The sequence below is a fragment of the Comamonas testosteroni TK102 genome, from assembly GCF_000739375.1.
Taxonomy (GTDB): domain Bacteria; phylum Pseudomonadota; class Gammaproteobacteria; order Burkholderiales; family Burkholderiaceae_C; genus Comamonas; species Comamonas brasiliensis.
In genome coordinates, this window is record NZ_CP006704.1 from 806,536 (window position 1) to 829,139 (window position 22,604).

21 protein-coding genes are annotated in these 22,604 nt (G+C 61.7%); 11 read left to right on the forward strand and 10 right to left on the reverse strand.

Annotated elements, in window-relative coordinates; translation table 11 throughout:
- Positions 1–59 precede the first annotated feature (59 nt).
- Positions 60–2,399 carry a penicillin-binding protein 1A gene (locus tag O987_RS03595; protein ID WP_043370868.1) on the reverse strand — a complete coding sequence of 780 codons (2,340 nt, stop codon included), beginning with the start codon at positions 2,397–2,399 and terminating at the stop codon, positions 60–62.
- A 349-nt stretch (positions 2,400–2,748) separates the two neighbouring features.
- Here O987_RS03595 and O987_RS03600 point away from each other — a divergent pair, with 349 nt between their 5' ends.
- From O987_RS03600 to O987_RS03645, 10 genes are all read left to right on the forward strand, one after another.
- Entirely contained in the window at positions 2,749–3,831 is a 1,083-nt protein-coding gene (locus tag O987_RS03600) for a pilus assembly protein PilM (protein ID WP_003058726.1), read from the forward strand.
- Positions 3,828–4,439: a PilN domain-containing protein gene (locus tag O987_RS03605; protein WP_003058724.1), complete on the forward strand. Its 612-nt coding sequence runs from the start codon at positions 3,828–3,830 to the stop codon at positions 4,437–4,439. The genes O987_RS03600 and O987_RS03605 overlap by 4 nt, the downstream gene beginning before the upstream one ends.
- The gene (locus tag O987_RS03610) at positions 4,439–5,119 is read left to right on the forward strand and encodes a type 4a pilus biogenesis protein PilO (protein ID WP_043370869.1); all 681 of its coding nucleotides are present in this window, start codon (positions 4,439–4,441) and stop codon (positions 5,117–5,119) included. Before O987_RS03605 ends, O987_RS03610 begins: the two co-directional genes overlap by 1 nt.
- The gene (locus O987_RS03615) at positions 5,116–5,667 is read left to right on the forward strand and encodes a pilus assembly protein PilP (protein WP_043370871.1); all 552 of its coding nucleotides are present in this window, start codon (positions 5,116–5,118) and stop codon (positions 5,665–5,667) included. Before O987_RS03610 ends, O987_RS03615 begins: the two co-directional genes overlap by 4 nt.
- Entirely contained in the window at positions 5,664–7,778 is a 2,115-nt protein-coding gene (gene pilQ / locus O987_RS03620) for a type IV pilus secretin PilQ (RefSeq protein ID WP_043370872.1), read from the forward strand. Before O987_RS03615 ends, pilQ begins: the two co-directional genes overlap by 4 nt.
- A gap of 114 nt (positions 7,779–7,892) precedes the next feature.
- Entirely contained in the window at positions 7,893–8,429 is a 537-nt protein-coding gene (locus O987_RS03625; protein WP_043370873.1) for a shikimate kinase, read from the forward strand.
- 64 nt (positions 8,430–8,493) lie between these two features.
- On the forward strand, positions 8,494–9,591 hold the full coding sequence (gene aroB / locus O987_RS03630; protein WP_043370875.1) for a 3-dehydroquinate synthase: 1,098 nt from the start codon (positions 8,494–8,496) through the stop codon (positions 9,589–9,591).
- Between the two features lie 87 nt (positions 9,592–9,678).
- Complete coding sequence (locus O987_RS03635) at positions 9,679–10,857, forward strand: deoxyguanosinetriphosphate triphosphohydrolase (protein ID WP_043370876.1); 1,179 nt, start codon at positions 9,679–9,681, stop codon at positions 10,855–10,857.
- Positions 10,858–11,012: 155 nt separating this feature from the next.
- Entirely contained in the window at positions 11,013–11,630 is a 618-nt protein-coding gene (locus tag O987_RS03640) for a DUF1415 domain-containing protein (RefSeq protein WP_043370877.1), read from the forward strand.
- Entirely contained in the window at positions 11,630–12,535 is a 906-nt protein-coding gene (locus tag O987_RS03645) for a class I SAM-dependent methyltransferase (RefSeq protein ID WP_003058709.1), read from the forward strand. Before O987_RS03640 ends, O987_RS03645 begins: the two co-directional genes overlap by 1 nt.
- Positions 12,536–12,578: 43 nt before the next feature.
- Here the strand turns inward: O987_RS03645 and pgi are convergent, their stop codons facing one another.
- Together pgi and tal are read right to left on the reverse strand one after the other, a co-directional pair.
- Positions 12,579–14,183: a glucose-6-phosphate isomerase gene (gene pgi, locus O987_RS03650; protein WP_043370879.1), complete on the reverse strand. Its 1,605-nt coding sequence runs from the start codon at positions 14,181–14,183 to the stop codon at positions 12,579–12,581.
- A 12-nt stretch (positions 14,184–14,195) separates the two neighbouring features.
- On the reverse strand, positions 14,196–15,161 hold the full coding sequence (tal, locus tag O987_RS03655) for a transaldolase (protein WP_003058705.1): 966 nt from the start codon (positions 15,159–15,161) through the stop codon (positions 14,196–14,198).
- Between the two features lie 233 nt (positions 15,162–15,394).
- Here tal and O987_RS03660 point away from each other — a divergent pair, with 233 nt between their 5' ends.
- Entirely contained in the window at positions 15,395–16,240 is an 846-nt protein-coding gene (locus tag O987_RS03660; RefSeq protein ID WP_003058703.1) for an SIS domain-containing protein, read from the forward strand.
- 243 nt (positions 16,241–16,483) lie between these two features.
- Here O987_RS03660 and catC read toward each other — a convergent pair whose 3' ends face one another.
- The 7 genes from catC to O987_RS03695 form a co-directional block, all read right to left on the reverse strand.
- A complete protein-coding gene (gene catC, locus O987_RS03665) occupies positions 16,484–16,768 on the reverse strand; it encodes a muconolactone Delta-isomerase (protein ID WP_003058701.1) in 285 nt (94 codons plus the stop codon).
- A 57-nt stretch (positions 16,769–16,825) separates the two neighbouring features.
- On the reverse strand, positions 16,826–18,163 hold the full coding sequence (locus O987_RS03670; RefSeq protein WP_043370880.1) for a short-chain fatty acid transporter: 1,338 nt from the start codon (positions 18,161–18,163) through the stop codon (positions 16,826–16,828).
- Between the two features lie 117 nt (positions 18,164–18,280).
- Entirely contained in the window at positions 18,281–19,018 is a 738-nt protein-coding gene (locus O987_RS03675; protein ID WP_003058699.1) for an SDR family oxidoreductase, read from the reverse strand.
- Positions 19,019–19,070: 52 nt separating this feature from the next.
- Positions 19,071–19,379, reverse strand: coding sequence for a YciI family protein (locus tag O987_RS03680; protein WP_003058698.1), 309 nt, complete (start codon positions 19,377–19,379; stop codon positions 19,071–19,073).
- A gap of 19 nt (positions 19,380–19,398) precedes the next feature.
- Positions 19,399–20,460, reverse strand: a complete 1,062-nt coding sequence (locus O987_RS03685) for a cyclase family protein (RefSeq protein WP_043370882.1) — start codon at positions 20,458–20,460, stop codon at positions 19,399–19,401.
- Positions 20,461–20,528: 68 nt separating this feature from the next.
- Positions 20,529–21,326 (reverse strand): 3-oxoadipate enol-lactonase, encoded by a 798-nt coding sequence (gene pcaD, locus O987_RS03690; RefSeq protein ID WP_043370884.1) that lies wholly within the window; start codon positions 21,324–21,326, stop codon positions 20,529–20,531.
- A 192-nt stretch (positions 21,327–21,518) separates the two neighbouring features.
- Entirely contained in the window at positions 21,519–22,514 is a 996-nt protein-coding gene (locus tag O987_RS03695) for a Bug family tripartite tricarboxylate transporter substrate binding protein (RefSeq protein WP_003058695.1), read from the reverse strand.
- Positions 22,515–22,604 lie beyond the last annotated feature (90 nt).

Below are 22,604 nucleotides of genomic sequence, written 5' to 3' on the forward strand. Positions count from 1 at the left end.
GCGCTGGCATAAAAAAAGCCTGCCTCGACGAGAGGCAGGCTTTTTTGCTTTGCGAGGGCTTAGTTTCTGAACAGATCCAGAATGCGGCTGCGCTCTTCCGCAGCCGGTGGCTGGGTGGCGCCCGGACCGGCATTGCCGCCCGCATTCGGGTCAGAGGCGCCTTCCATGCCGAGGCTGGAGACGCCGCCGTTGCGGGCGTTTTCTTCGTAATACCAGTCGCCGCCCATATTGACCACGCCGGGCGGGGCCTGCACTTCGGCCACAGGCACGCCCTTGAGCGCGTGCTGCATGAAATTGATCCAGATGGGCAGGCTCAGGCCGCCACCGGTTTCACGCGAGCCCAGATTGCGCGGTGTGTCGTAGCCGATCCAGGAGACCGCTGCAAGGCTGGGCTGGTAGCCGGCAAACCAGGCATCCACCGAGTCATTGGTGGTGCCGGTCTTGCCATACAGGTCGGGGCGCTTGAGTGTGGCCTGCGCACGTGCAGCCGTGCCCACGCGTGCCACATCATTGAGCAAGGTGCCGGTGAGGAAGGCATTGCGCTCGGGAATGGCCTGGGGCAGTTCCTTCACCGCCGGAGGGGTGAACTCGGAGAGGATGCGGCCCTTGTGGTCGGTCACGCGGGCGATCAGCCAGGGGTTGATGCGATGGCCGCCATTGGCAAACACCGAGTAGGCACCTGCCATCTGCAGCGGCGTGACCGAGCCGGCGCCCAGGGCCATGGTCAGGTAGGCGGGCTGTTTGGAGGCTTCAAAGCCGAAGCGCGTCGCCCATTCCTGCCCGGTCTTGGGGCCGATGGCCTGCAGCAATCGGATGGAGATCATGTTCTTGGACTTGTTCAAGCCCGTGCGCATGGTCATGGGGCCGTCGTAGCGGCCGTCGTAGTTCTTGGGCTCCCAGGGCTGGCCACCGGTGGTTGCCGCACTGAAGAAGATCGGTGCGTCATTGATCATGGTGGAAGGCGAGAAACCGTGCTCCAGCGCCGCCGAGTAGATGAAGGGCTTGAAGCTGGAGCCGGGCTGGCGCCAGGCCTGGGTCACGTGGTTGAACTTGTTCTTTTCGAAGTCGAATCCACCGATCAGCGCACGGATGGCACCGGTTTGCGTGGACATGGCGACAAAAGCGCCCTCGACCTCGGGCAATTGGGTGATTTCCCAGGCTCCCTTGGCATTTTTGACGGCACGGATCACGGCACCGGGGCGGATCTTGATATTGGGCGGTGCCTTGGGGCTGAGGCCGGACTCGGCGGGCTTGAGGTTGTCGCCGGTGATTTCGAAATGGGTGCCGTCCGCACGGGCCGCGACAATCTTGCGTGGCGAGGCTTCCAGCACCACGGCCGCAACCACGTCGCCGTTGTCGGGGTGGTTGGCCAGGGCATCGTCAATGGCGTCTTCCAGTTCCTGCGCATTGCTGGGCAGGGTGATGAATTTCTCGGGGCCGCGGTACTTCTGGCGGCGCTCGTAGTTCATGATGCCTTCGCGCAAAGCCTTGTAGGCAGCCTCTTGTTCACCGGCATTGAGGGTGGTGTAGACGTTCAGGCCGCGGGTATAGGCGTCGCTTCCGTATTGGGCAAAGATCAGCTGGCGGGCCATTTCAGCCACGTACTCCGCATGTACGCGGGTCGAATTGGCGGCAGTACGCAGCTTGAGCGGCTCTTCGCGGGCCTGTCTGGCCTGCTCTGCGTTGATGAAGCCGTTTTCCTCCATGCGCTCGATGATGTAGAGCTGACGGATGCGGGCGCGCTTGGGGTTGCTGATCGGGTTGTAGGCCGAGGGGGCCTTGGGCAGGCCGGCCAGCATGGCGGCTTCGGCCACCGTGATGTCCTTGAGCGGGTGGCCGAAATAGGCTTCGCAGGCTGCTGCAAAGCCATAGGCACGGTTGCCCAGGAAAATCTGGTTCATGTAGATCTCGAGGATCTGCTCCTTGGTGAGCAAGTGCTCAAGCTTGAAGGTCAGCAGGATTTCGTAGATCTTGCGGGTATAGGTCTTCTCGGAAGAGAGGTAGACATTGCGCGCGACCTGCATGGTGATGGTGGAGGCACCCTGGCTCTTGACCTTGCCCAGGTTGGCCAGTGCGGCACGCAGCATGCCCTTGTAGTCCACGCCGCCATGCTCGAAGAAGCGGGTGTCCTCGATGGCCAGCACCGCATCCGTCATGACCTTGGGGATCTCGTTGATGGGCGTCAGGGTGCGACGTTCTTCACCGAATTCACCCAGCAGAGCCCCTTCGCTGGAATACACCCGCAGCGGGAGCTTGGGGCGGTAGTCTGCGAGCTCGGAGACATCGGGGAGGTTGGGGTAAGCCATGGCCAGCGCCACGGCCACAGCCAGCAAAGCGGCCAGGGCAGCGGCGACGGCAAGTCCGATCAGCCAGAAAATGGAGCGCAGCAGCCAGTGCATGCGTTTCTTGGGAGCTTGGGAGCCAGGCGCTGGGGCCTGGTGGGCAGAATGTTCTGATGGCGGCATTTCGCAGTATTGACAAGGGGTAGGGCATTATAGAAATGCCTCCCGGAAAAGCATCTCGGCGGCTGGGTGAGGGCCGCACTTTGATCGAATCCTAAATCACAGGGTAAGCACCACTCTGGGCGAGGGGCGGCTTTCTTGCTGTTTAACGTTACACAAGTTTGTCTTTTTTTGACCACGAAATATGGTGCAAAGCGCTGCAGCAAAGCATGTGCTGCTATAGCTTGCTGCTAGGATTCCGGGGTATTGCTGGCTTTTGTTTCCATTCTTACAAACCTGGGGGGGCATGTTGATTGCTCTGAGTTCTTTATTCAGCCGTCAGCCTGCACCTTTGCTTGGCATTGATGTCAGCTCCTCCAGCGTGAAGCTGGTCGAACTGGCCAAAAGCAAATCCGGCGAGTGGCAATTGGAGCGTTGTGCGATCGAGCCTCTTGAAAAAGGCTGGATCACCGACGGCAATATTGAAAAATTTGATGAAGTGGCTGAAGCGGTGCGCCGCCTGGTCAAGAAAAGCGGAACGCGTACCAAGCAGGTTGCCATGGCGTTGCCTGCCGCAGCCGTGATCACCAAGAAGATCACCTTGCCATCCGGTTTGACCGAGCTGGAAATGGAAGTTCAGGTCGAGTCCGAAGCCAACCAGTACATTCCCTTCTCGCTCGACGAGGTGAGCCTGGATTTCTGCATCATCGGTCCTTCGCTGGTCTCGCCCGGCGATGTGGATGTGCTGATCGCGGCATCGCGCAAGGAAAAAGTGCAGGACCGTCAGGGCCTGGCCGAGGCGGCCGGTCTCAAGCCCATCGTGATCGATATCGAGCCCTATGCCGCGCGCATGGCGGCCACGCGTCTGGTCTCGCGTCTGCCCAATGCCGGCCGTGACGCCGTCGTGGCGCTGTTCGAGGTGGGGGCCATGACCACCAGCATGCAGGTGCTTCGCAATGATGAAGTGCTGTATGAGCGTGATCAGGCTTTTGGCGGCGCGCAGCTGACGCAGCTGATCGCACGCCAGTATGGCTTCTCTCCGGAGGAAGCAGAAGCCAAGAAGCGCAGCGGTGAATTGCCAGACGACTATGCGGCAGGTGTGCTCAAGCCCTTTGTGCAAAGCCTGACCCAGGAAGTGGCGCGTGCGCTGCAGTTCTTCTTCACGAGCACTCCCTACAACCGCGTCGACCATGTTTTGCTGGCAGGCGGCTCTTCGTCCCTGCCGGGGCTGGTGGAAGCCGTCAGTCAGCAGACGGGTTGTGCCTGCAGTCTTGCCAATCCCTTCGATGGCATGGAAATTGGCAGCGGTGTGCGTCTGAAAAAGATGGCGCGTGAGGCACCGTCCTATCTGACCTCTTGCGGTCTGGCCATGCGGAGGTTTCAAGAGTGATATTGATCAACCTTTTACCGCACCGCGAGGCAGCCAAGAAGCGCCGCAAAGAGGCGTTCCAGGTCAATATGGTGCTGGCCGCGCTGGGCGGCCTGCTGATCGCCGCGCTGATCTACTGGTACTTCCAGATGATGATCGAGGGCCAGCAGAACAAGAACAATTTGCTGCGTTCCGAAATCAAGGTCCTGGAGACTCAGATCAAGGAAATCGAAGGACTCGAGGCAGAGATCACGGCATTGCGTGCACGCCAGAAGGCCGTGGAGGACTTGCAGTCCGACCGTAACCTGCCTGTCTACATGCTCAACGAGCTGGTCAAGCAGCTGCCGGAGGGTGTCTACATCAGCAGCATCAAGCAGGACGGCCTGTCGGTGACCATGCAGGGCACCGCACAGTCGAACGAGCGTATCTCCGAGATGCTGCGCAATCTGACAGATGGCTCACCCTGGTTCTCCAAGCCGGAACTGATGGAGATCGTGGCCAAGACCGTTGATGTGACCGCCAAGGACAAGCGCCGTGCGGCTGCTTTCACCTTGCGCTTCAATCTGACCCGGGCCAGCGATGCAGAGAAAAATCTGCTTGTTGCAAGCCCCTCCGTGAAGGCGCAGTGATGGCAAAGACCAAGAAATCTCTGGATATCGATTTCGCGGCGCTGCAAGACAGGATTCAGCGTCAATTCCGGAATCTGGATCCCAATGACCCATCGGTCTGGCCGGCGCTGCCCAAGGCATTGCTGTATGTTGCCGTTGCAGTCGCCGTCGCTGCCCTGCTGTGGTTCGTTATCTTGCAGGATTACGAAGCCGAGCTCGACTCCGAGCGAGCGACCGAAGTGACCTTGCGTGAGGACTATTCCAAGAAGGTGGTCAAGGCGGTGAGCCTCGATGGCTTGAAGAAGCAGCGCGAGCAGGTGCAGCAGTATGTGACGCAGCTGGAGAAGCAATTGCCCAGCAAGGCGGAGATGGCAGCCTTGCTTTCCGATATCAACCAGGCCGGTCTGGGTCGCAGCCTGCAGTTTGAAGTATTCCGTCCCGGTGCCATGGTGACCAAGGAGTACTACGCCGAGCTGCCGATTGCGCTGAAGGTGACGGGTCGCTACCACGACATCGGTGCTTTTGCCTCGGATATCGCTTTTCTGTCTCGTATTGTGACTTTGAACAATCTGTCCATCGCTCCTGGCGCTGGCGGCAAGGATACGGATGTGCTGTCCATGGAGGCCACGGCGCGCACCTTCCGGTATCTGGATGCGGACGAAGTCAAGGCGCAGCGTGACGCAGCCAAGGGGAAGAAATGAGCAAGGCATTCTTGGGCCCTGTCTGGCTGATTTTGATGGGCAGTGCCTTGCTGGCGGGTTGCACTTCCTCCGAAGAGGATCAGCTGCGTGAATGGATGGCGCAGGAGCGCGCCAATGCCAGGCCTCGCGTGACGCCACTGGAGGAGCCCAAGCCATTCAAGCCCCAGGCATATACAGGGGCTGACGGTATGGACCCCTTCAACCCGCTCAAGCTGATTCAGGTTTTGCGCAAGGAGTCGGCGCAATCCAATATCAGCACCGCCTTGCTGACACCGGAATTGAGCCGCCGCAAGGAACCGCTGGAGGCTGAGCCGCTGGACACCATGACCATGGTGGGCAGCCTGGACAAGAAGAATGTGCCCACGGCCCTGGTCAGAGTCGGTGGCCTGCTCTATCAGGTACGTGTCGGTAACTATCTGGGGCAGAACTACGGAAAGATCACCCGGATAACGGAAAACTCCATCCAGCTCAGAGAGATTGTCCAGGATGGCGGTGGTGACTGGATTGAAAGAACAAGCACTTTGGAGTTGCAGGAGGTTGGCAAATGATGGGTATTAACCGCAGCACTATGGCGAAGGCCCGTTGGGGTCTGACCCTGAGCAGCCTTTTGCTTTCTTCGGCAGCTTGGGCCCAGGCGCGCATCGAGACGGTGACAGGTACTTTGCAGTCAGGCTCCGAGGTCATCCGTGTCGAGATGTCCGAGCCGCTGGCAGCCGATCCGACCGGATTTGTCGTGCAATCTCCGGCGCGTATCGCGCTGGATTTTCCGGGCGTGAGCAATGGCTCCGGCAAGTCCCTGCTGGAATTCAACCAGGGCAATCTGCGCTCGGCGAATCTGGTGGAGGCATCGGGTCGCTCGCGTCTGGTACTGAACCTGAAGACGGCTACGACCTACCGCCTGCAGCGCCAGGGAAACTCTCTGCTGATTCTGCTTGATCCCGCCGGTGCTGCGGCATCTGCCACGGCTGCAGCGCCTGCCATGGCTCCGGTATTCGAGAGCAAGACAGCTTCCTCCGATGCAGCACCGATTCGTGGCATCGACTTTCGCCGTGGCAGTGATGGCTCCGGCCGGATTGTGGTCAGCCTTGGCAGCAGCCAGGTGGGAGTGGATCTGCGCCAGGAGGGCAAGGGCCTGACGGTGGACTTCTTGCGTACAGCCCTGCCTGAGAATCTGCGCAAGAAGCTGGATGTGGGAGATTTCGGCACGCCGGTGCAGACGATCTCGACCACCCAGCAAGGCGATCGGGTGCGTATGCGTATCGACCCCGTCGGCGACTGGGAGCATAGTGCCTACCAGAGCGACAACCAGTTTGTGGTGGAAGTGCGCCAGAAAAAGGTCGACACCAGCAAGCTGACCCAGGGCCCGGGCTACAGCGGCGAAAAACTCTCGCTCAATTTTCAGAATATTGAAGTGCGCTCCCTGCTGCAGGTCATTGCGGATTTCACCAACTTCAATATTGTCACCTCGGATACGGTCACAGGTGCTTTGACGCTACGCCTGAAGGATGTGCCCTGGGATCAGGCTCTGCAGATCATCATGGATGCCAAGGGGCTGGGCATGCGCAAATCCGGCTCCGTGCTCTGGATCGCTCCCAAGGACGAGATCGACGCACGCACCAAGCGCGACTACGAGGCGGCGATGGAGATTCAGAAGCTCGAGCCTTTGCGCACGCAGGGCTTCCAGCTCAACTATGCAAAAGCCGCAGACATTCTGCAGCAGATCACGACTTCGACAGGTGGCGGCGGCGGTACCGGGGCCAGCACGCGCTTTCTGTCGTCGCGTGGCTCCGCCATTTCCGAGCCCCGTACCAATCAGCTGTTTGTGACCGACACGCCAACCAAGCTGGAGGAGATGAAAGCTCTGCTGGCGACGCTGGATGTGCCAGTGCGTCAGGTCATGATCGAGGCTCGCATTGTCGAAGCACGTGACACGTTCGGGCGCAATCTGGGCGTGAAGTTTGGTGGTGGGGCGATTGGTAGCAATCGTGCCTTTGGCACAAATCAAAGCTCCATCCCTGGTGCGGGTGATTCGTCCACAACAACCTCAACCACAAACAGTAATTTTGTGAATCTGCCAGCGAGTGCGATTGGCGGCGCCGCCGCTGGCCAGGTGGCATTTTCCGTTTTCAATAGCTCGATGACGCGTTTTCTGTCCCTGGAGCTGTCCGCTCTGGAGGCTGAAGGTGATGGCAAGATCATCTCCAACCCTCGTCTGGTGACCGCAGACCAGAACAAGGCCTTGATCGAGCAAGGCACGGAATATCCGTATTCCGTCACGGCGCCGAATGGGGCGACAACGATTTCGTTCAAGAAGGCGGTGCTGAAGCTGGAGGTGACTCCGCAGATCACTCCTGAAGGCGACATCATTCTGGATCTGGATGTGAACAAGGACAGCCGTGGCGAGACCACGACCCAGGGCGTGGCCATCGATACCAAGCACATCAAGACCCAGGTGCTGGTCGAAAATGGTGGCACGGTGGTGATCGGCGGCATCTTTGAAATGGAGGAAACCAGCCAGCTCAACAAGGTGCCGCTGTTCGGGGATCTGCCGGTATTGGGGCATTTGTTCCGTAATACCAGCAAGGCCTCTACCAAGCGTGAAATGCTGGTTTTCATCACTCCGAAGATGCTGAACCAGGCGCGCAGCAGCAGCAAATAGCGCTTATCAGTTTTGACATAGGGCCCGCATGAATGAATGCGGGCCTTTTTGTTTGTACTATCTGCGGGCTGCGAGAATCATGGACTGGCCGGATTGGCGGATGACGGTAACGCGATGACTGTTACAAATAAATTTCATATTGCTCTTGTGGGCTTGCCGGGCTGCGGCAAATCCACCATCGGACGCTATCTGGCCAAGCGCTGGTCTATGCCCTTTGTGGACGTGGATACGGCCATTGAAGAACATATCGGCTGCACGATTCGCGAATTCTTTGCCAAGGAAGGCGAGCCCAGATTCCGGGATGTCGAGCAGGAGGTGCTGGCAGTGCTGCTTGCGCGCCCCGAGAAAACAGTGGTTGCCACAGGTGGAGGTGCGGTGTTGAAGGCTGAGAACCGACGGGAGCTGGCAGAGCATGCCCAGGTGGTCTATCTGAGCGCGTCACCGCATGAAATTGCCAAGCGTCTGCAGCGAGACACGCAGCGTCCCCTGTTGCATGTGGACAATCCCCTGCAGCGATTGCTGGATCTGCATGCCCTCAGGGATCCGTTCTACAAGGAGGTGGCGGACTTTGTGGTGGCGGGAAGCGGCCTGTCCGCTGCGCAGGTGGCCCAGCGAGTGGCCATGCAGATCGAACTTGGTCAGCATTCGTGATGGGGCTGAAACGCCGGCTGGCCAAGACGCTGCATGCCGTGCCTGCCATGTATTTTGAGAGAGGTTGAACGTGGAAATAGTGCGTATTGATCTGGGAGAGCGCAGCTATCCCATCGTGATTGCAGAGGGCCAGCTTGCCCTGGGCTCCACGTGGCAGGCATTGCCCAAGGCGGCGGCGGCTCTGGTGGTGACGAATGATGTGGTGGCTCCGCTTTATCTCTGCGCGCTCAAACAGGCCCTGAGCAGCCAATATGCCCAGGTCCATGAGGTGGTGCTGCCCGACGGCGAAGCGCACAAGGACTGGCAGACGCTGAACCTGATTTTCGACGCCCTGCTGCAACACGGCTGTGACCGCAAGACGGTTCTGTTTGCACTGGGTGGCGGGGTGGTGGGGGATATGACGGGTTTTGCTGCCGCCAGCTATATGCGCGGCGTGCCTTTTGTGCAGGTGCCGACCACGCTGCTGTCCCAGGTCGACTCCTCGGTGGGGGGCAAGACGGCCATCAACCACCCGCTGGGCAAGAACATGATTGGGGCCTTCTACCAGCCACAGCTGGTGCTCTGCGATCTGGCCACGCTGGATACCCTGGCAGAGCGCGAACTGAGCGCAGGTCTGGGTGAGATCATCAAATACGGCCCGATTGCCGATATGCAGTTCTTTGACTGGCTCGAGCAGAACATGGACGGCCTGTTGCGCCGTGATCGCGGCCTGCTTGCCCATGCCGTCAAGCGCAGTGTGGAGATCAAGGCCTGGGTGGTCGGGCAGGACGAGAAGGAGTCCGGTCTGCGCGCGATTCTCAATTTCGGTCACACCTTCGGCCATGCGATCGAGGCCGGCATGGGCTACGGCAACTGGCTGCACGGAGAGGGTGTGGCGGCCGGCATGGTGATGGCGGCAGAGCTCTCCCAGCGTCTGGGTATGGTGGATGCGGGCTTTGTGACTCGCCTGCGCACCCTGATCGGGCGTGCGGGTTTGCCGGTGCGCGGAGCGGTCATCGATGCCCGGGACAACGCCGGCCGATATCTGGAGCTGATGCGGGTCGACAAGAAATCCGAAGCCGGTGAAATCCGTTTTGTGCTGATCGATGGTCCGGGACAGGCCGTGACGCGCTCGGCCCCCGATGCGCTGGTGCGTGAGGTGATCGAGAGTTGCTGCGCTTGACGGATGGCCTGCTTTAGACAGGCTCTGCGGGTAAAGAGCGAGCCCTAGCTGTTAGAGTCATTGCATCGAGTTGTTGAGGCGATATGCATGACCGCTCTGGCTTCCTATGCCTGCCATCCCCTGCAAAGCCGTGGACGTCGCTTTGCCGAACCTCAGGCTCCCACGCGCAGCGATTTTCAGCGCGATCGGGACCGCATTGTTCACTCCTCGGCCTTCAGGCGACTGGTCTACAAGACCCAGGTCTTTGTCAACCATGAGGGAGATCTGTTTCGCACCCGGCTCACGCATTCTCTGGAGGTGGCTCAACTGGGGCGCTCCATCGCGCGGTCTTTGCGCCTGGACGAAGACCTGGTTGAAGCCATCTGTCTTGCGCATGACCTGGGTCACACCCCGTTTGGACACGCGGGGCAGGATGCGCTCAATGAGTGCATGCAGCCCCATGGCGGCTTTGAACACAATCTGCAAAGCCTGCGGGTGGTCGACAGGCTGGAGGAGCGCTATCCGGCCTTTGACGGCCTGAACCTGACTTTTGAGACGCGAGAAGGTATTCTCAAGCATTGTTCGCGCGGCAATGCGCAGCTATTGAATGCACGTGAGCCCGGCGGGGTGGCCCAGCGTTTTCTGGACGGAACCCAGCCTTCTCTGGAGGCCCAGCTATGCAATCTGGCGGATGCGATTGCCTATAACGCCCATGATGTCGACGATGGTGTTCGGTCAGGCTTGATCACCATGGCCCAGTTGCGCGATGCCGTGCCTTTGTTTGCCCGCTACCATGCGGCTACTTTGGCGCAGTGGCCCGATCTGGCAGTGCCGGATGCGCAGCGCAAGCTGCTCTATGAAAGCATTCGCCGCATGCTCAGCGACCAGGTCTATGACGTTATCCATCACTCATCTGCCAGCCTGGAGCAGGCGGGCGTGCGCTCGGTGCAGCAGGTGCGTCAGCATGGACGGGCGCTGATAGGCTTCAGCCAGGAGATGAAGATGCAGTCTCTGGAGCTCAAGCAGTTTCTGTTCGGGCAGCTTTACCGGCATCCCCAGGTCATGCAGACCATGAACCATGCCCAGCAGATGGTGAAAGAGCTGTTTGCCGCCTATATGCTGGAGCCCGAGCGCATGAAGCCGCGCTTTGTCCAGCGCGCCCACCTTGCCGATACCCTGCATGAGCGTGCGCGTGTGGTGGCCGACTTTGTTGCGGGTATGACGGACCGCTATGCGGCGCACGAGCATGAGCGCATCACCGGGATGAGACTGCTGACAGAGGCCTGAAGGACGCTCGCCAACGGTCTTGCGGCCGGCGGCAAGCATGGCCCAGGCCGGATCGCTAAAATATCGGCTCTGTGTATCTAGAGCCGGAATATTTCCCGCCCAGTGCGCATTCTTTGGGGGCGATAGCCCCCGTTTGCATTTTGGAGGGCCTTGTCATGACCGAAACTTCAACCATCGCCGATCAGGCCTTCCCGCCAGAGCTTGTGATTGCGGATACCGTGCGCTGGCTGGAAAAGGCAGTCATCGGCCTCAATCTTTGCCCCTTCGCAAAGGGCGTGCATGTCAAAGCCCAGATCCACTATGTCGTCAGCGATGCGAGCGATGCGCAGGGCGTGGCTGATGCCCTGCATCGCGAGCTCGAGGCACTGGCCGAAGCCAGTGCGGAAAAACGCGATACCACGCTGCTGATCCTGCCCCATGCCTTGCAGGATTTCCTGGACTTCAATGACTTTCTCGAAGTGGCCGACGCCATGGTCGAGGAGCTGGATCTGGGCGGTATCTTGCAGGTCGCCTCGTTTCATCCTCAGTTCCAGTTTGAGGGCACGGATGTGGACGATGTCACCAACTGCACCAACCGCTCTCCCTATCCCATCTTGCATTTGCTGCGCGAAGACAGCATCGACAAGGCGGTGGAAGTGTTTCCGGAGGCAGAAACGATTTACGAACGCAATATGGAAACGCTGGAAAAGATCGGCATCGAAGGTTGGCTGGATCTGGATGTCGGCGCCCGCTGCCCGATGAGCGGCCATGGTGAGGCAAAGGCAGGGAAGTGATGGCCAAGACCGAAAAAAAGCAGAGCCTGCAAAAGCCCGCCCAAGCAGGTGCGCAAGATATTGCCCAGCAACTGGGGCTCAAGCCCGGCCAGAGCATAGAGCTGCTCAAGGCCCTGCATATCCTCACGCGCGAGGGCAGGCTCAATCAGGATTCGCGCCGCAAGCTCAAGCAGGTCTATCACCTCTATCAGTTCATTGAGCCTCTGCTGACGGAGCTGTCCGGAAATGGGCAGGCCGTGACGCTGGCCGACCATGGGGCGGGCAAGTCCTATCTGGGCTTCATTCTTTACGACCTGTATTTCAAGGCCCTGGACCAGGGACGGATCTACGGTATCGAGACACGTGCGCCGCTGGTCGAGGCATCTCAGAAACTGGCCGCCGAGCTGGGCTTTGAGCGCATGGAGTTTCTCAATATGTCGGTGGCCGAGTCCACGCGAGCAGACTTCATGCCAGTGCAGTTCGATGTGGTCACGGCCTTGCACGCCTGCGATACGGCGACCGATGATGCGATCGCCTTCGGGCTGGAAAAGCAGGCCAGGGCCATGGTGCTCGTGCCTTGTTGCCAGGCCGAGGTGGCCGCATGCCTGCGCCAGACCAAGGCCATGAGCCTGGCGCGCACTCCGTTGGCCGAGCTGTGGCGCCACCCGATCCACACGCGCGAGATGGGCAGCCAGATTACCAATGTGCTGCGCTGTCTGTACCTGGAGGCTTGCGGCTACCAGGTCACGGTCACCGAGCTGGTGGGCTGGGAGCACAGCATGAAGAACGAGCTGATCGTGGCTCGTTACACGGGGCAGAAAAAGCGCAGTGCGGCGCAACGTCTGCGCCAGTTGCTCGCGGAGTTTGGGCTGGAAGGTCTGGCGGGCGTGCGCTATCCCCATTTGCCGCAAACCAGCGCGGTCTGAGCAGGCTTAAAGCATGGCCCTGTCGGGCCTGCGCTTTAGAGGCTCAGCGACTTTGCATCAGGCGCTTCATCAGTTCCTGCGTCGATACGTCCACTCCAGCCCAGTCATTGTGGCTCTGGCGGGCATGCAGCTGCTTGGCCAGATTCTTGCCCAGCTCCACGCCCCACTGGTCGAAGCTGTTGATGTCCCAGATGGAGCCCGAGACAAAAATGCGATGTTCATACAGCGCAATCAAGGCGCCCAGAGAGGCGGGGTCCAGTCTTTCAAGCATCAGGAAACTGCTGGGGCGATTGCCGTCGCAGTCTTTTTCCTGGCCTTCGTCGCAACGCCCCACCATCAGCGCCTGGGCCTGGGCAATCGCGTTGACCACCAGGCTTTGATGGTGCTCGCCCAGGTATTTGCCGCCGTCGCGCAGGGCGATGAACTCGACCGGTATGACATCCGGTCCCTGGTGCAGCATCTGGAAGAACGCATGCTGCCCATTGGTGCCGGGCTCGCCCCAGATCACCGGTGCAGTGGCAGCTGTGAGTCGAATGCCATTCTTGCTGATGCTTTTGCCATTGCTTTCCATCTCCAGCTGCTGCAGATAGGCTGTCAGGCGGCGCAGGCCATGGCTGTAAGGCGCAATGCAGCGGCTGGAGAAGTGACAGAAATTGCGATACCAGACGTCCAGCAGGCCCAGGCGCACCGGAAGATTGCTCTCCAGAGGCGCTGTAAAAAAGTGGGCGTCCATGGCGTGCGCACCGTCCAGTAGCGCTCTGAATTGTTCCGAGCCTATGGCGATGGCAATGGGCAGCCCGATGGCAGACCACAGCGAAAAGCGTCCACCCACCCAGTCCCAGAAGCCCAGAGTGCGTTGTATGCCGAACTCTGCGGCCGCCTGTGTATTGGTGGTGAGGGCCACAAAGTGGCGGTCGATTGAGCATGGGGCCTGCGGATCTTCACTGCCTCCATGAGCGAGAAACCACTGTCTTGCCGAGCGTGCATTCAGCATGGTCTCGGCCGTGGTGAAGGATTTGGAGGCAATCAGGAACAGCGTGCTTTCCGGTTTGACCCGGCGCAGCACATGTCCCAGTTCGTGGCCGTCCACATTGGAGACAAAGTGAAAGTTCTTGTCCTTGTCTATCCAGTCCTCAAGGGCATTGACCACGACTTCCGGACCCAGGTGCGAGCCGCCGATGCCGATATTGACGATATCGGTGATCTGCTGGCTGCCCTTGATCTGATCGGCCAGGGCGAGCATTCGATCCAGCGTGTCGTGCACGTCATGCAGAGCTGAGTGCATGTCCTGGGGCCAGGACCGAAGCACGGGGGACTGGGCGAGCTGCCCGCCGTCTGCAGGAGTGCGCAGCAGCCAGTGCATCGCGCTGCGCCGCTCGCTGGTATTGATGGCTGCGCCGGCCAGCATGGCGTCGCGCTTGCCTGCGAGCCGGCTCTCGACGGCGAGCTGTCTCAGCAAGGCCTCGGTCTCGCCAGTCCAGAGGTTCTTCGACAGATCGGCGAAGACATGCGGCGCCTGCATGCTCAGGGCATCAAGACGTTGTGGGTCTTGTGCAAAAGCCTGGCGCAAATCCAGATGCTGGATCTGCGACCGGTAATGGGTTTGCAAAGCCTGCCAGGCAGGCAGCTCGTGACAAAGAGTTGTCAAAGGAAATTCCCGTCAATCTGCAGCCGCTTGCTGCATCAATGCTTCCAGCTTCAGGGTGTCCGCGGTGAAAGCGCGAATGCCCTCGGCCAGCTTTTCCGTGGCCATGGCATCTTCGTTCAGCGCAAAGCGAAACGAGGCCTGGTCGTACAGAACGCGTTCCTGCGGCTGGGCTCTGGCCTTGTCCGGGTCCAGTGCGCGAGTCAAAGGCATGGCGTCGTCCTGCTGGGCGCGGAGCTGGGCCAGCAGCTCAGGTGCAATGGTAAGCAGATCGCAGCCCGCCAGAGCCAGAATCTGACCGGTATTACGAAAGCTTGCACCCATGACCTCGGTGGAAACATCGAAGTGCTTGTAGTAGTCGTAAATTTTCTGTACCGAGCGCACGCCCGGATCATTGGCGCCGGCCATGGCGGCTTCATCCCATTGCGAGCCGGCCTGCTTTTTGTACCAGTCGTAGATGCGGCCCACAAAGGGCGAGATCAGCTGGACCTTGGCCTGGCCGCAGGCAACGGCCTGGCAGAAGGAGAACAGCAGCGTCAGATTGGTGTGAATGCCGCGCTGCTCGAGAATGCGGGCCGCTTCAATTCCTTCCCAGGTGGCGGCGATCTTGATGAGCACGCGCTCGGTATGGACGCCGGCCGCCTGATACAGCTCGATCAGTCGCTCGGCGCGCGTGACCGTGGCCACGGTGTCGAAAGACAGGCGGGCGTCGACTTCGGTGGAAACCCGGCCGGGTATGGTGTTCAGAATCTCGCAGCCGAAGCGCACCAGCGTCCGGTCCATGATTTCGTCCAGTCCTCTGTCTTTGAATTGCGCCACGGTGGCGCGCATCAGCGGCGCATATTCGGTCTTTTGAACTGCTTTGAGAATCAGGGATGGATTGGTGGTGGCATCTTGCGGTTGAAACTGCGCCAACTGATGAAAATCACCGGTGTCCGCGACCACGGTCGTGAATTGCTTGAGCGCCTCCAACTGATTCATGTCCATCCTTTGCTGTGTTTCAAACTAACCAGCAAGTGTAGAGCGTGAATCCCTGATTGAAAACGAGCCTGCGGCCACTCTGTTTGATGTTGTATCAAGGCAAACCCTGCTGAATATCTGCGCCTGCCTATTTATTTGCGGAAATATTCAAGTTTTGCGGCCGGTGAGGCGCTTCGGTCTTATGCTCGCCCTTTTACGCACGCATTTATTGCCTCCACCTCATCCGCGCCAATATGCTCGATCGCATTACCGCCTCCCTTCCGTCCCTGGCGCCTGCAGAGCAGCGTGTTGCACGCTTGGTACTGGCCGATCCGCGGGCCTTCGCTCATCTGCCGGTGCGAGAGCTGGCAGTGCGGGCGCATGTCAGCAAACCCACGGTGGTGCGCTTTTGCCGCAGCATGGGCTATGACGGCCTGGCGGACTTCAAGCTCAAGCTCGCGGGCAGCGTCAGCGAGGGCGTGCCGTTCATCCATCGCAGTGTGGACAGCGATGACAAGACCAGCGATGTCATGGTCAAGGTGGTGGACAACGCGGTTGCCGCGTTTCTGCAGTATCGCAATGCGGCCAGCACGGCGGCCATAGAGCAGGCTGCGCAGGCGATTGCCGCGACCTGGCAGACCGGCAAGCGCATCGAGTTTTACGGCGCCGGGAATTCGGGCATCGTGGCGCTGGATGCCCAGCACAAGTTTTTCCGCCTCGGTGTGACCAGTCTGGCCACCAGCGATGGCCATATGCAGGTCATGAGCGCCACCTTGCTGGGTCCGGGCGATTGCGTGGTCATCATCTCGAACTCCGGGCGCACACGAGATCTGATGGATGCGGCGGATATCGCCCGCAAGAACGGGGCCACGACGATTGCCATCACGGCCAGCGGTTCGCCTCTGGCCTCGGCCTGCCAGGTGCATCTGGCCGCCGATCACCCCGAAGGCTACGACCGCTACAGCCCCATGGTGTCGCGGCTGCTGCACCTGCTCATCATCGACGTGCTGGCGACCTGCGTGGCACTGCGCATCGGGCCTGCCCTGCAGCCGGCGCTGGAGCAGATGAAGAACAATCTGCGCGCCAAGCGCTATACCTGAAGGCCTGTCTTTACGGCCCTGGCTGTACGCCCCCCGGGCTTGCACGCCCCTGGCCTTCGGATTGGCAACAGCTGGATGCTCTCTGAATGAGAGCTTCTGTCGCTTGTCTTTAAACGGTTTCAGTGGAAAAGTGCATTGAAATTCTTATAGAGAAGGAGCTGCAAGCTATCAAAAACAAAGCCCATGCGGCCAGGAGCTGCATGGGCTTTGTTATGGGCGGGCGCATGCCCGCCGCTGTCGTGCTTACTCCTGCACGATGGAGGAGGGGTGGTTGGCCAGGGGCTTGACCTTGATCTGCATATAAGGGAACAGCGGCAGGCCGCTGAGCAGGCCGTGCAGCTCGTCATTGCTCTGGACGTCGAAGATGCTGACGTTGGCGTATTCGCCCACCACGCGCCAGATATGGCGCCACTTGCCTTCGCGCTGCAGCTTTTGCGAGTATTCCTTCTCGTCCTGCTTGATCTGCGCGACCAGGGCAGGGTCCAGCGAGTGGGGGATCTGGACAATCATTTCGACCATGTACAGCATGGGTTCTCCTAGGTGAGGATGTGAACGGAAAAACGGAAAAAGAGCGCCGGCGCCCGGTTACAGATGCGGCCAGATCAGCATGGTGCTCGCGTAGATCACGCCGACCAGCATCATGGAAACCACGGTATAGCCCATGATGTCCTTGAGCTTGAGCTTGGACAAGGCCAGGGCCGGCAGGATCCAGAAGGGCTGGACCAGGTCGTTCCAGCCATTGCCCAGCATCACCGACATGGCGGTCTGGGCCTGAGAGGCGCCCAGGGTCTTGGCCGCGTCGATCATGAACGGGCCCTGCAGCACCCAGTGGCCGCCGCCCGAGGGCGCGAAGAAGTTGATCACGAAGGAGCTGACCAGCCCCCACAGCGGCAGCGTGTGCTCGCTGGCGATGCTCACGAAGATGTGGGCGATGGACTCCACCAGGCCCGAGCCATGCATGATGGCCATGATGCCGGCGTAGAAGGGGAACTGCAGGATGATGCCGCCGATGGTCTTGACGCCTTCATTGACCTTTTCCACGTAGAGCATGGGCGTCCTGAGCAGCAGCACGCCCAGGAACAGGATGAAGAAGTTGATCATGTTCAGGTCGAGGTTGCCGCCCTTGACGAAGTGCAGCACCACATACGCCATGCCGCACAGGCCGATCAGCAGATTGAGCACGCGGCTGTTGTTCAGGCGGTAGGCCAGGGTCTTCTGGTCGCCCAGCAGATCGTGGCCTGCGCCGCCCTTGCCTTCGTCGGCGGCCACGGCGGGGTCCAGCTCCACGATCTTCTCGCCGGCCTTGGGATGCATGGCGGCATTCAGAAGCGGCAGGGCGATGAGCACGGCCAGACTGGTCAGCAGCATGGGTGCGGAGAAGATGGTCTGTGTCAGCGGGATCAGGCCCATGCTGCTCTCGAAGGTGTGACCCTTGGTCGAGATCAGCACCGGAATCGTGGCCGAGAAGCCCAGGCTGTACATGGTGAAGCCGGTATAGGCCGAGGCGATGATCAGCGGATAGTGAACGCCCTTGACCTTGAGCGCCAGCTTGCGCGCCATGATGCCGCCGATCACCAGGCCGAAGCCCCAGTTCAGGTAGCTGCCCACGCAGCCCACGATGGTGGCCACGATGATGGCCTGGCGCGGTGTGTGCACGTGGCTGGCGATGCGGTCCAGGAAGCGGTTGATCAGGGGCGCGGCCGCCAGCACATAGCCCATGACCAGGATCACGGCCATCTGCGTGGTGAAGGCCAGCAGGCTCCAGAAGCCCTTGCCCCAGTCCTCGACCACGAGATTGACGGGCCGGCTTTCCACGGCAAAGGCCAGGACCATGGTCAACAGGGTCAGCAGGATGGCGAAGACGAAAGGGTCGGGCAGATACTTGCGCATCAGCTCGGTGAAGAAGGCGGTGATTTTCGACATGAAAGCCGGTCTCCGATGTTGTCTGGATTTGGGGAGAAAGCTGCCGTGACGCAGCGGATGCGGCACGGGTAGGTTAGGCGCGCGGCCAGGCAGGCCGCGAAGCGGCTCAGGGCCTGATCAGACCGAGGCCACGCCGACGGTCATGCCGCCGCAGACATAGAGCACCTGTCCGGTCACAAAGCCGCTGCGCTCGTCGAGCATGTAGGACACGGCATGGGCCACGTCTTCGGGCGTGCCCACGCGCTTGACGGGTACGGACTGGATGATCTTCTGCGTGCGCGGTGCATCGGGCGGGTTGGCCTTGTCGAACAGCTCGGTGCGGATGGGGCCGGGGCCTATGGCGTTGGCCGTGATGCCCCACTGTCCCAGCTCCAGCGCCCAGACGCGCGTCATGCCGATCAGGCCGGCCTTGGTGGCAGCGTAGGCGGTGCGCAGGTCCTTGCCCAGCGCGGCGCGCGAGGACATGTTGACGATGCGCCCGAAGCCCGCCTCCTTCATGCCGGGCAGCAGGGCCTGCATGCACTGGAAGGCGCAGCGCAGGTTCAGCGAGACGGCTAGATCGAACTCGGCCAGGGTCTGGGATGCGGCGTCATTGGGAACGACCACGCCGACGTTGTTGACCAGGCGCGTGATGGGGCCGCCTTCCAGGGCCAGACGCAGCGCGCGAGCCGTGTCCTCGGCATTGCTGAGGTCGGCCTGGATGCCGCCCGGAACGTGATCGACCACGCGGTCGATGATGATGGGCTCGTAGCCGTCGGCACGGCAGCGCTCGGCGGCGGCAGCACCGATGCCGGCACCGCCGCCGGTGATCAGCACGCGGGGACGGACGGGAAGGGAAGCGTTCAGGGAAGACATGGCAATACTTTCGGACGGAATGCGGGGAAAGGGCTGGGCTGCCGGGCGGGAGCTAGGCCGCCGCAGGCAGGTGGCTGGCGCCGGCCACATAGGCTTTGCGCCAGCGGGTGATGGACACGCGCTCGAACAGGCCGGCGGTGAAGAAGGGGTCGGACTCTATGAAGGACTGGGCTGCTTCGCGCGTGTCCAGTTCCACCACGTACAGGCCGCCGCCGAGGTCGCTGCCGTCGTCGGCCAGCTTGGCGCCGCAGGCCAGCAGCAGGTGCTTGTGGGTGTCCAGGAAGCCCAGGTGCGCGGGGCGATGGGCCTGGCGCACGGCCTGGTGACCGGGCTTGTCGAAGGTTTCGATGATGAAGGGCATAGAGGCTCCGGTGTTGGGCTCAGACCGTGGCAACAGGCGTGACCGGCGAGGCGATGGCGCCCGGCAGGTTCAGCGGCGGTGCCGTGAGCAGGAAGCGGTGGCGACCGTGCTCGCGCAGCCAGTGCGCCAGCGGCGTCAGGTGCCACAACTCGCCCAGGTGCACGCCCAGCTTGAACAGGCAATGCTCGTGCAGGGGCAGGGCCGCGCAGCAGGCAGCGCCGGGGCGCGCCGGGAAGGCCTCGACCGCGTAGTTGTCGGTGGCGATGACGGCGATCTGGCTGTCGGTGATCCACTGCAGCAGGCGCGCATCGCGCCCGTCGAGCACGGCGCAGGCGTGTTCCAGCACCTCGGGGTCGGGGTTTTTGTGCATGTCCAGTACCCGTTGGGCAAAACCGGTGTGCAGGCACAGCATGTCGCCGGGTTCGATCTGCACCCCGTCGGCGGCGATGACCTGCATCAGCTGCTCGTAGCCGACCACGGTGCGCGCGTCACCGAAATGGGCACGCAGATCCACCATCACCCCGCGGCCCTGCACGCCGTTGCGGGCCATGCCTTCGATGCCCAGGGCCTTGGCGCAGCTGGTGCTGGCGCTGTCGTCCAGGCGCGCGGGAATGCCGGTGCCGCTTACGTCGGCCGGGCCCACGATGTCGATACCCGCGGCAAAGCCGTTGTAGTACAGCGGCTCGGGCAGGCCGTCGCCGTTGGCATCGAACAGGGCACCCACGTGGGCCAGGCCGTCCCACTGCGTGGAGTACTGCAGCGACAGGATGACCATGTCGTCCGAGAGTACGTCGGTGCGGCCCGGTTCCAGCTCCTGCAGCAGGCAGTTGAAATTGACGCGGCCCTTGCGCTGCAGCGGACGCAGCACCGGGGGCTTGCGGTTGGGATTGAGGGCGCTGCCGCCCGGATAGTCCAGGGGCAGGCTCAGCGCAAAGCGCTGGCCGGTCTGCACTTCGGCCACGCCTTGGCGGACTTTCTCGGGGCTCAGCAGGTTCAGGCGGCCAAGCTGGTCGTCTTCACCGAAATCGCCCCAGGTCGAGCCTTCGGGGCGGTGTCTCCAGCGGCGGGAGGGAGTGGGCATGGCGGTCTCCGTATCACAGGCCGTGGCGGCCGCTGCCGGATGCGGGCAGCCGGTCGTCGCGGCGTCGGTCAGTGCTGGCGTGCAAAGCCGGCAAGGGCTTGTTCGAAGGCCTGGGGCGCCTCCAGGTTGGACAGGTGCGAGGCTTGCAGCTCGACCAGCCGCGAGCCCGCGATGGCGGCCTGCATGGCCTGGGCATCGGCCACCGTGGTCACGGGGTCGTGGGCGCCGGCCAGCAGCAGCGTGGGCGTGGCGATGGCGGCAATCGCAGCGCGCAGGTCTTCGCGGGCCAGTGCTTCGCAGCAGCTGGCATAGCCTTCGGGCGCGATGCCGGCGATCCAGCCCTGGGCGCGCTGCACCACGGCGGGCTGGGCAGCCGCAAAGCCGGGCGTGAACCAGCGGCCGGGCGACGATTCGGCCAGGGCCTGCATGCCGGCTGCGCCGCTGGCGCGCACCTGGGCGGCTCGCTCCAGCCAGGCCGACTCCACGCCGATCCTGGCGGCGCTGTTGGCCACGGTGAGGCTGCGCAGGCGCTGGTCGGCATTGACACCCAGCCACAGACCGGTCAGGCCGCCCATGGAGATGCCGCAGAAATGCGCCTGCTGCACCTGCAGCGCGTCGAGGATGGCCAGCACATCGCGGCCCAGCTGGTCAAAGCTGTAGGGGCCGTCGTTGCAGACGCTGGCGCCATGCCCGCGCGTGTCGTAGCGCAGTACGCGAAATTCGCTGCGGAGGGCGGCTGCCTGTGCATCCCACATCTCCAGCGTGGTGCCCAGGGAGTTGGACAGCACGAGCATGGGGGCGTCGGCAGGGCCTTGCAGATCAATGCGGAAATCGCCGGTGGCGGTGGAGAGTAGGGAGGTGGTCATACAGGCTTGCAGACGATGCGTGAAGTAGAGCGCGCAGCAGCGCATGAAACTGGCGTGGACCAAGCCAGGGACAGCCAGCAAGGGCCGTCCCGCAGCGGGGGCTGCCCCAGCGAGGCTGTCGTCCCCCTCCCGAAGGAGAGGGCGCCGTGCCACGGGGGAAGCCGCGCAGCGGCTCAGGGGGTGTGTTGGATCTCAGACGCTGGCGCCGGAGTCCTTGACGACCTTGCCCCACTTCTTGGTTTCGGCGTCGATGAACTTGGCAAAGCCGTCCTGGGTGTCGATCACGACTTCGCCGCCCTGGTCGTTGATCTTCTTGATCACGGCGGGGTCCTTGAGCACCTTGGCGATGGCGGCATGCAGTTTTTGCTGGATGTCGGCCGGTGTCTTGGCCGGCACGAAGAGACCGAACCAGGAGGTTGCCTCGTAGCCGGGCACGCCGGCTTCGGCCACGGTGGGCACATCGGGCAGCTCGGGCGAGCGCTTGGCCGTGGTCACGGCGATGGGGCGCAGCTTGCCCGAGCGCACATGCTGGATGGCCGAGGGCATGTTGTCGAACATGATGGCGATCTGGTTGCCCAGCAGGTCGGTGATGGCCGGCGCGCTGCCCTTGTAGGGCACATGCACCATGTCCAGACGGGTCATGGACTTGAACAGCTCGCCCGACAGATGGATGGAGCTGCCCGAGCCCGAGGAGCCGAAGTTCAGCTTGCCGGGATTGGCCTTGGCATAGGCCATCATTTCCTTGACCGTCTTGAAGGGCTGGCTGGGGTGGGCGACCAGCAGATTGGGCACGTTGGCAACCCGGGTCAGAGGGGCGAAGTCCTTGACCGGGTCGAAGGGCATCTTCTTGTACAGGGCTTCGTTGATGGCGTGCGTGCCCACCGTGCCCATGAACAGGGTGTAGCCGTCGCCGGCTGCGCGTGCAGCGGCCTGACCGCCGATATTGCCGCCTGCGCCGGGACGGTTGTCGATGATGATGCTCTGGCCCAGTTCGGTGTTCAGTGCCTGACCCACCACGCGCGCCAGGATGTCGGTCGTGCCGCCGGCCGAGAAGGGCACGATCATGGTGATGGGCTTGTTGGGATAGGGCGTCTGGGCCATGGCGGGAGCGGTGCCCAGAGCGAACAGGGCGGTTGCTGCCAGGGTCTGCAGGCTGCGGCGGCGAGACAGGGAAAGGGAATTGGACATCTGGGTCTCCGGAAAAAGGCAAGACACCGCCGGCCAGTGGCCGGGGCGCGGGCTGCCGCGGTGGCGCAGCTCCGAAAAGAGCTGCACTCC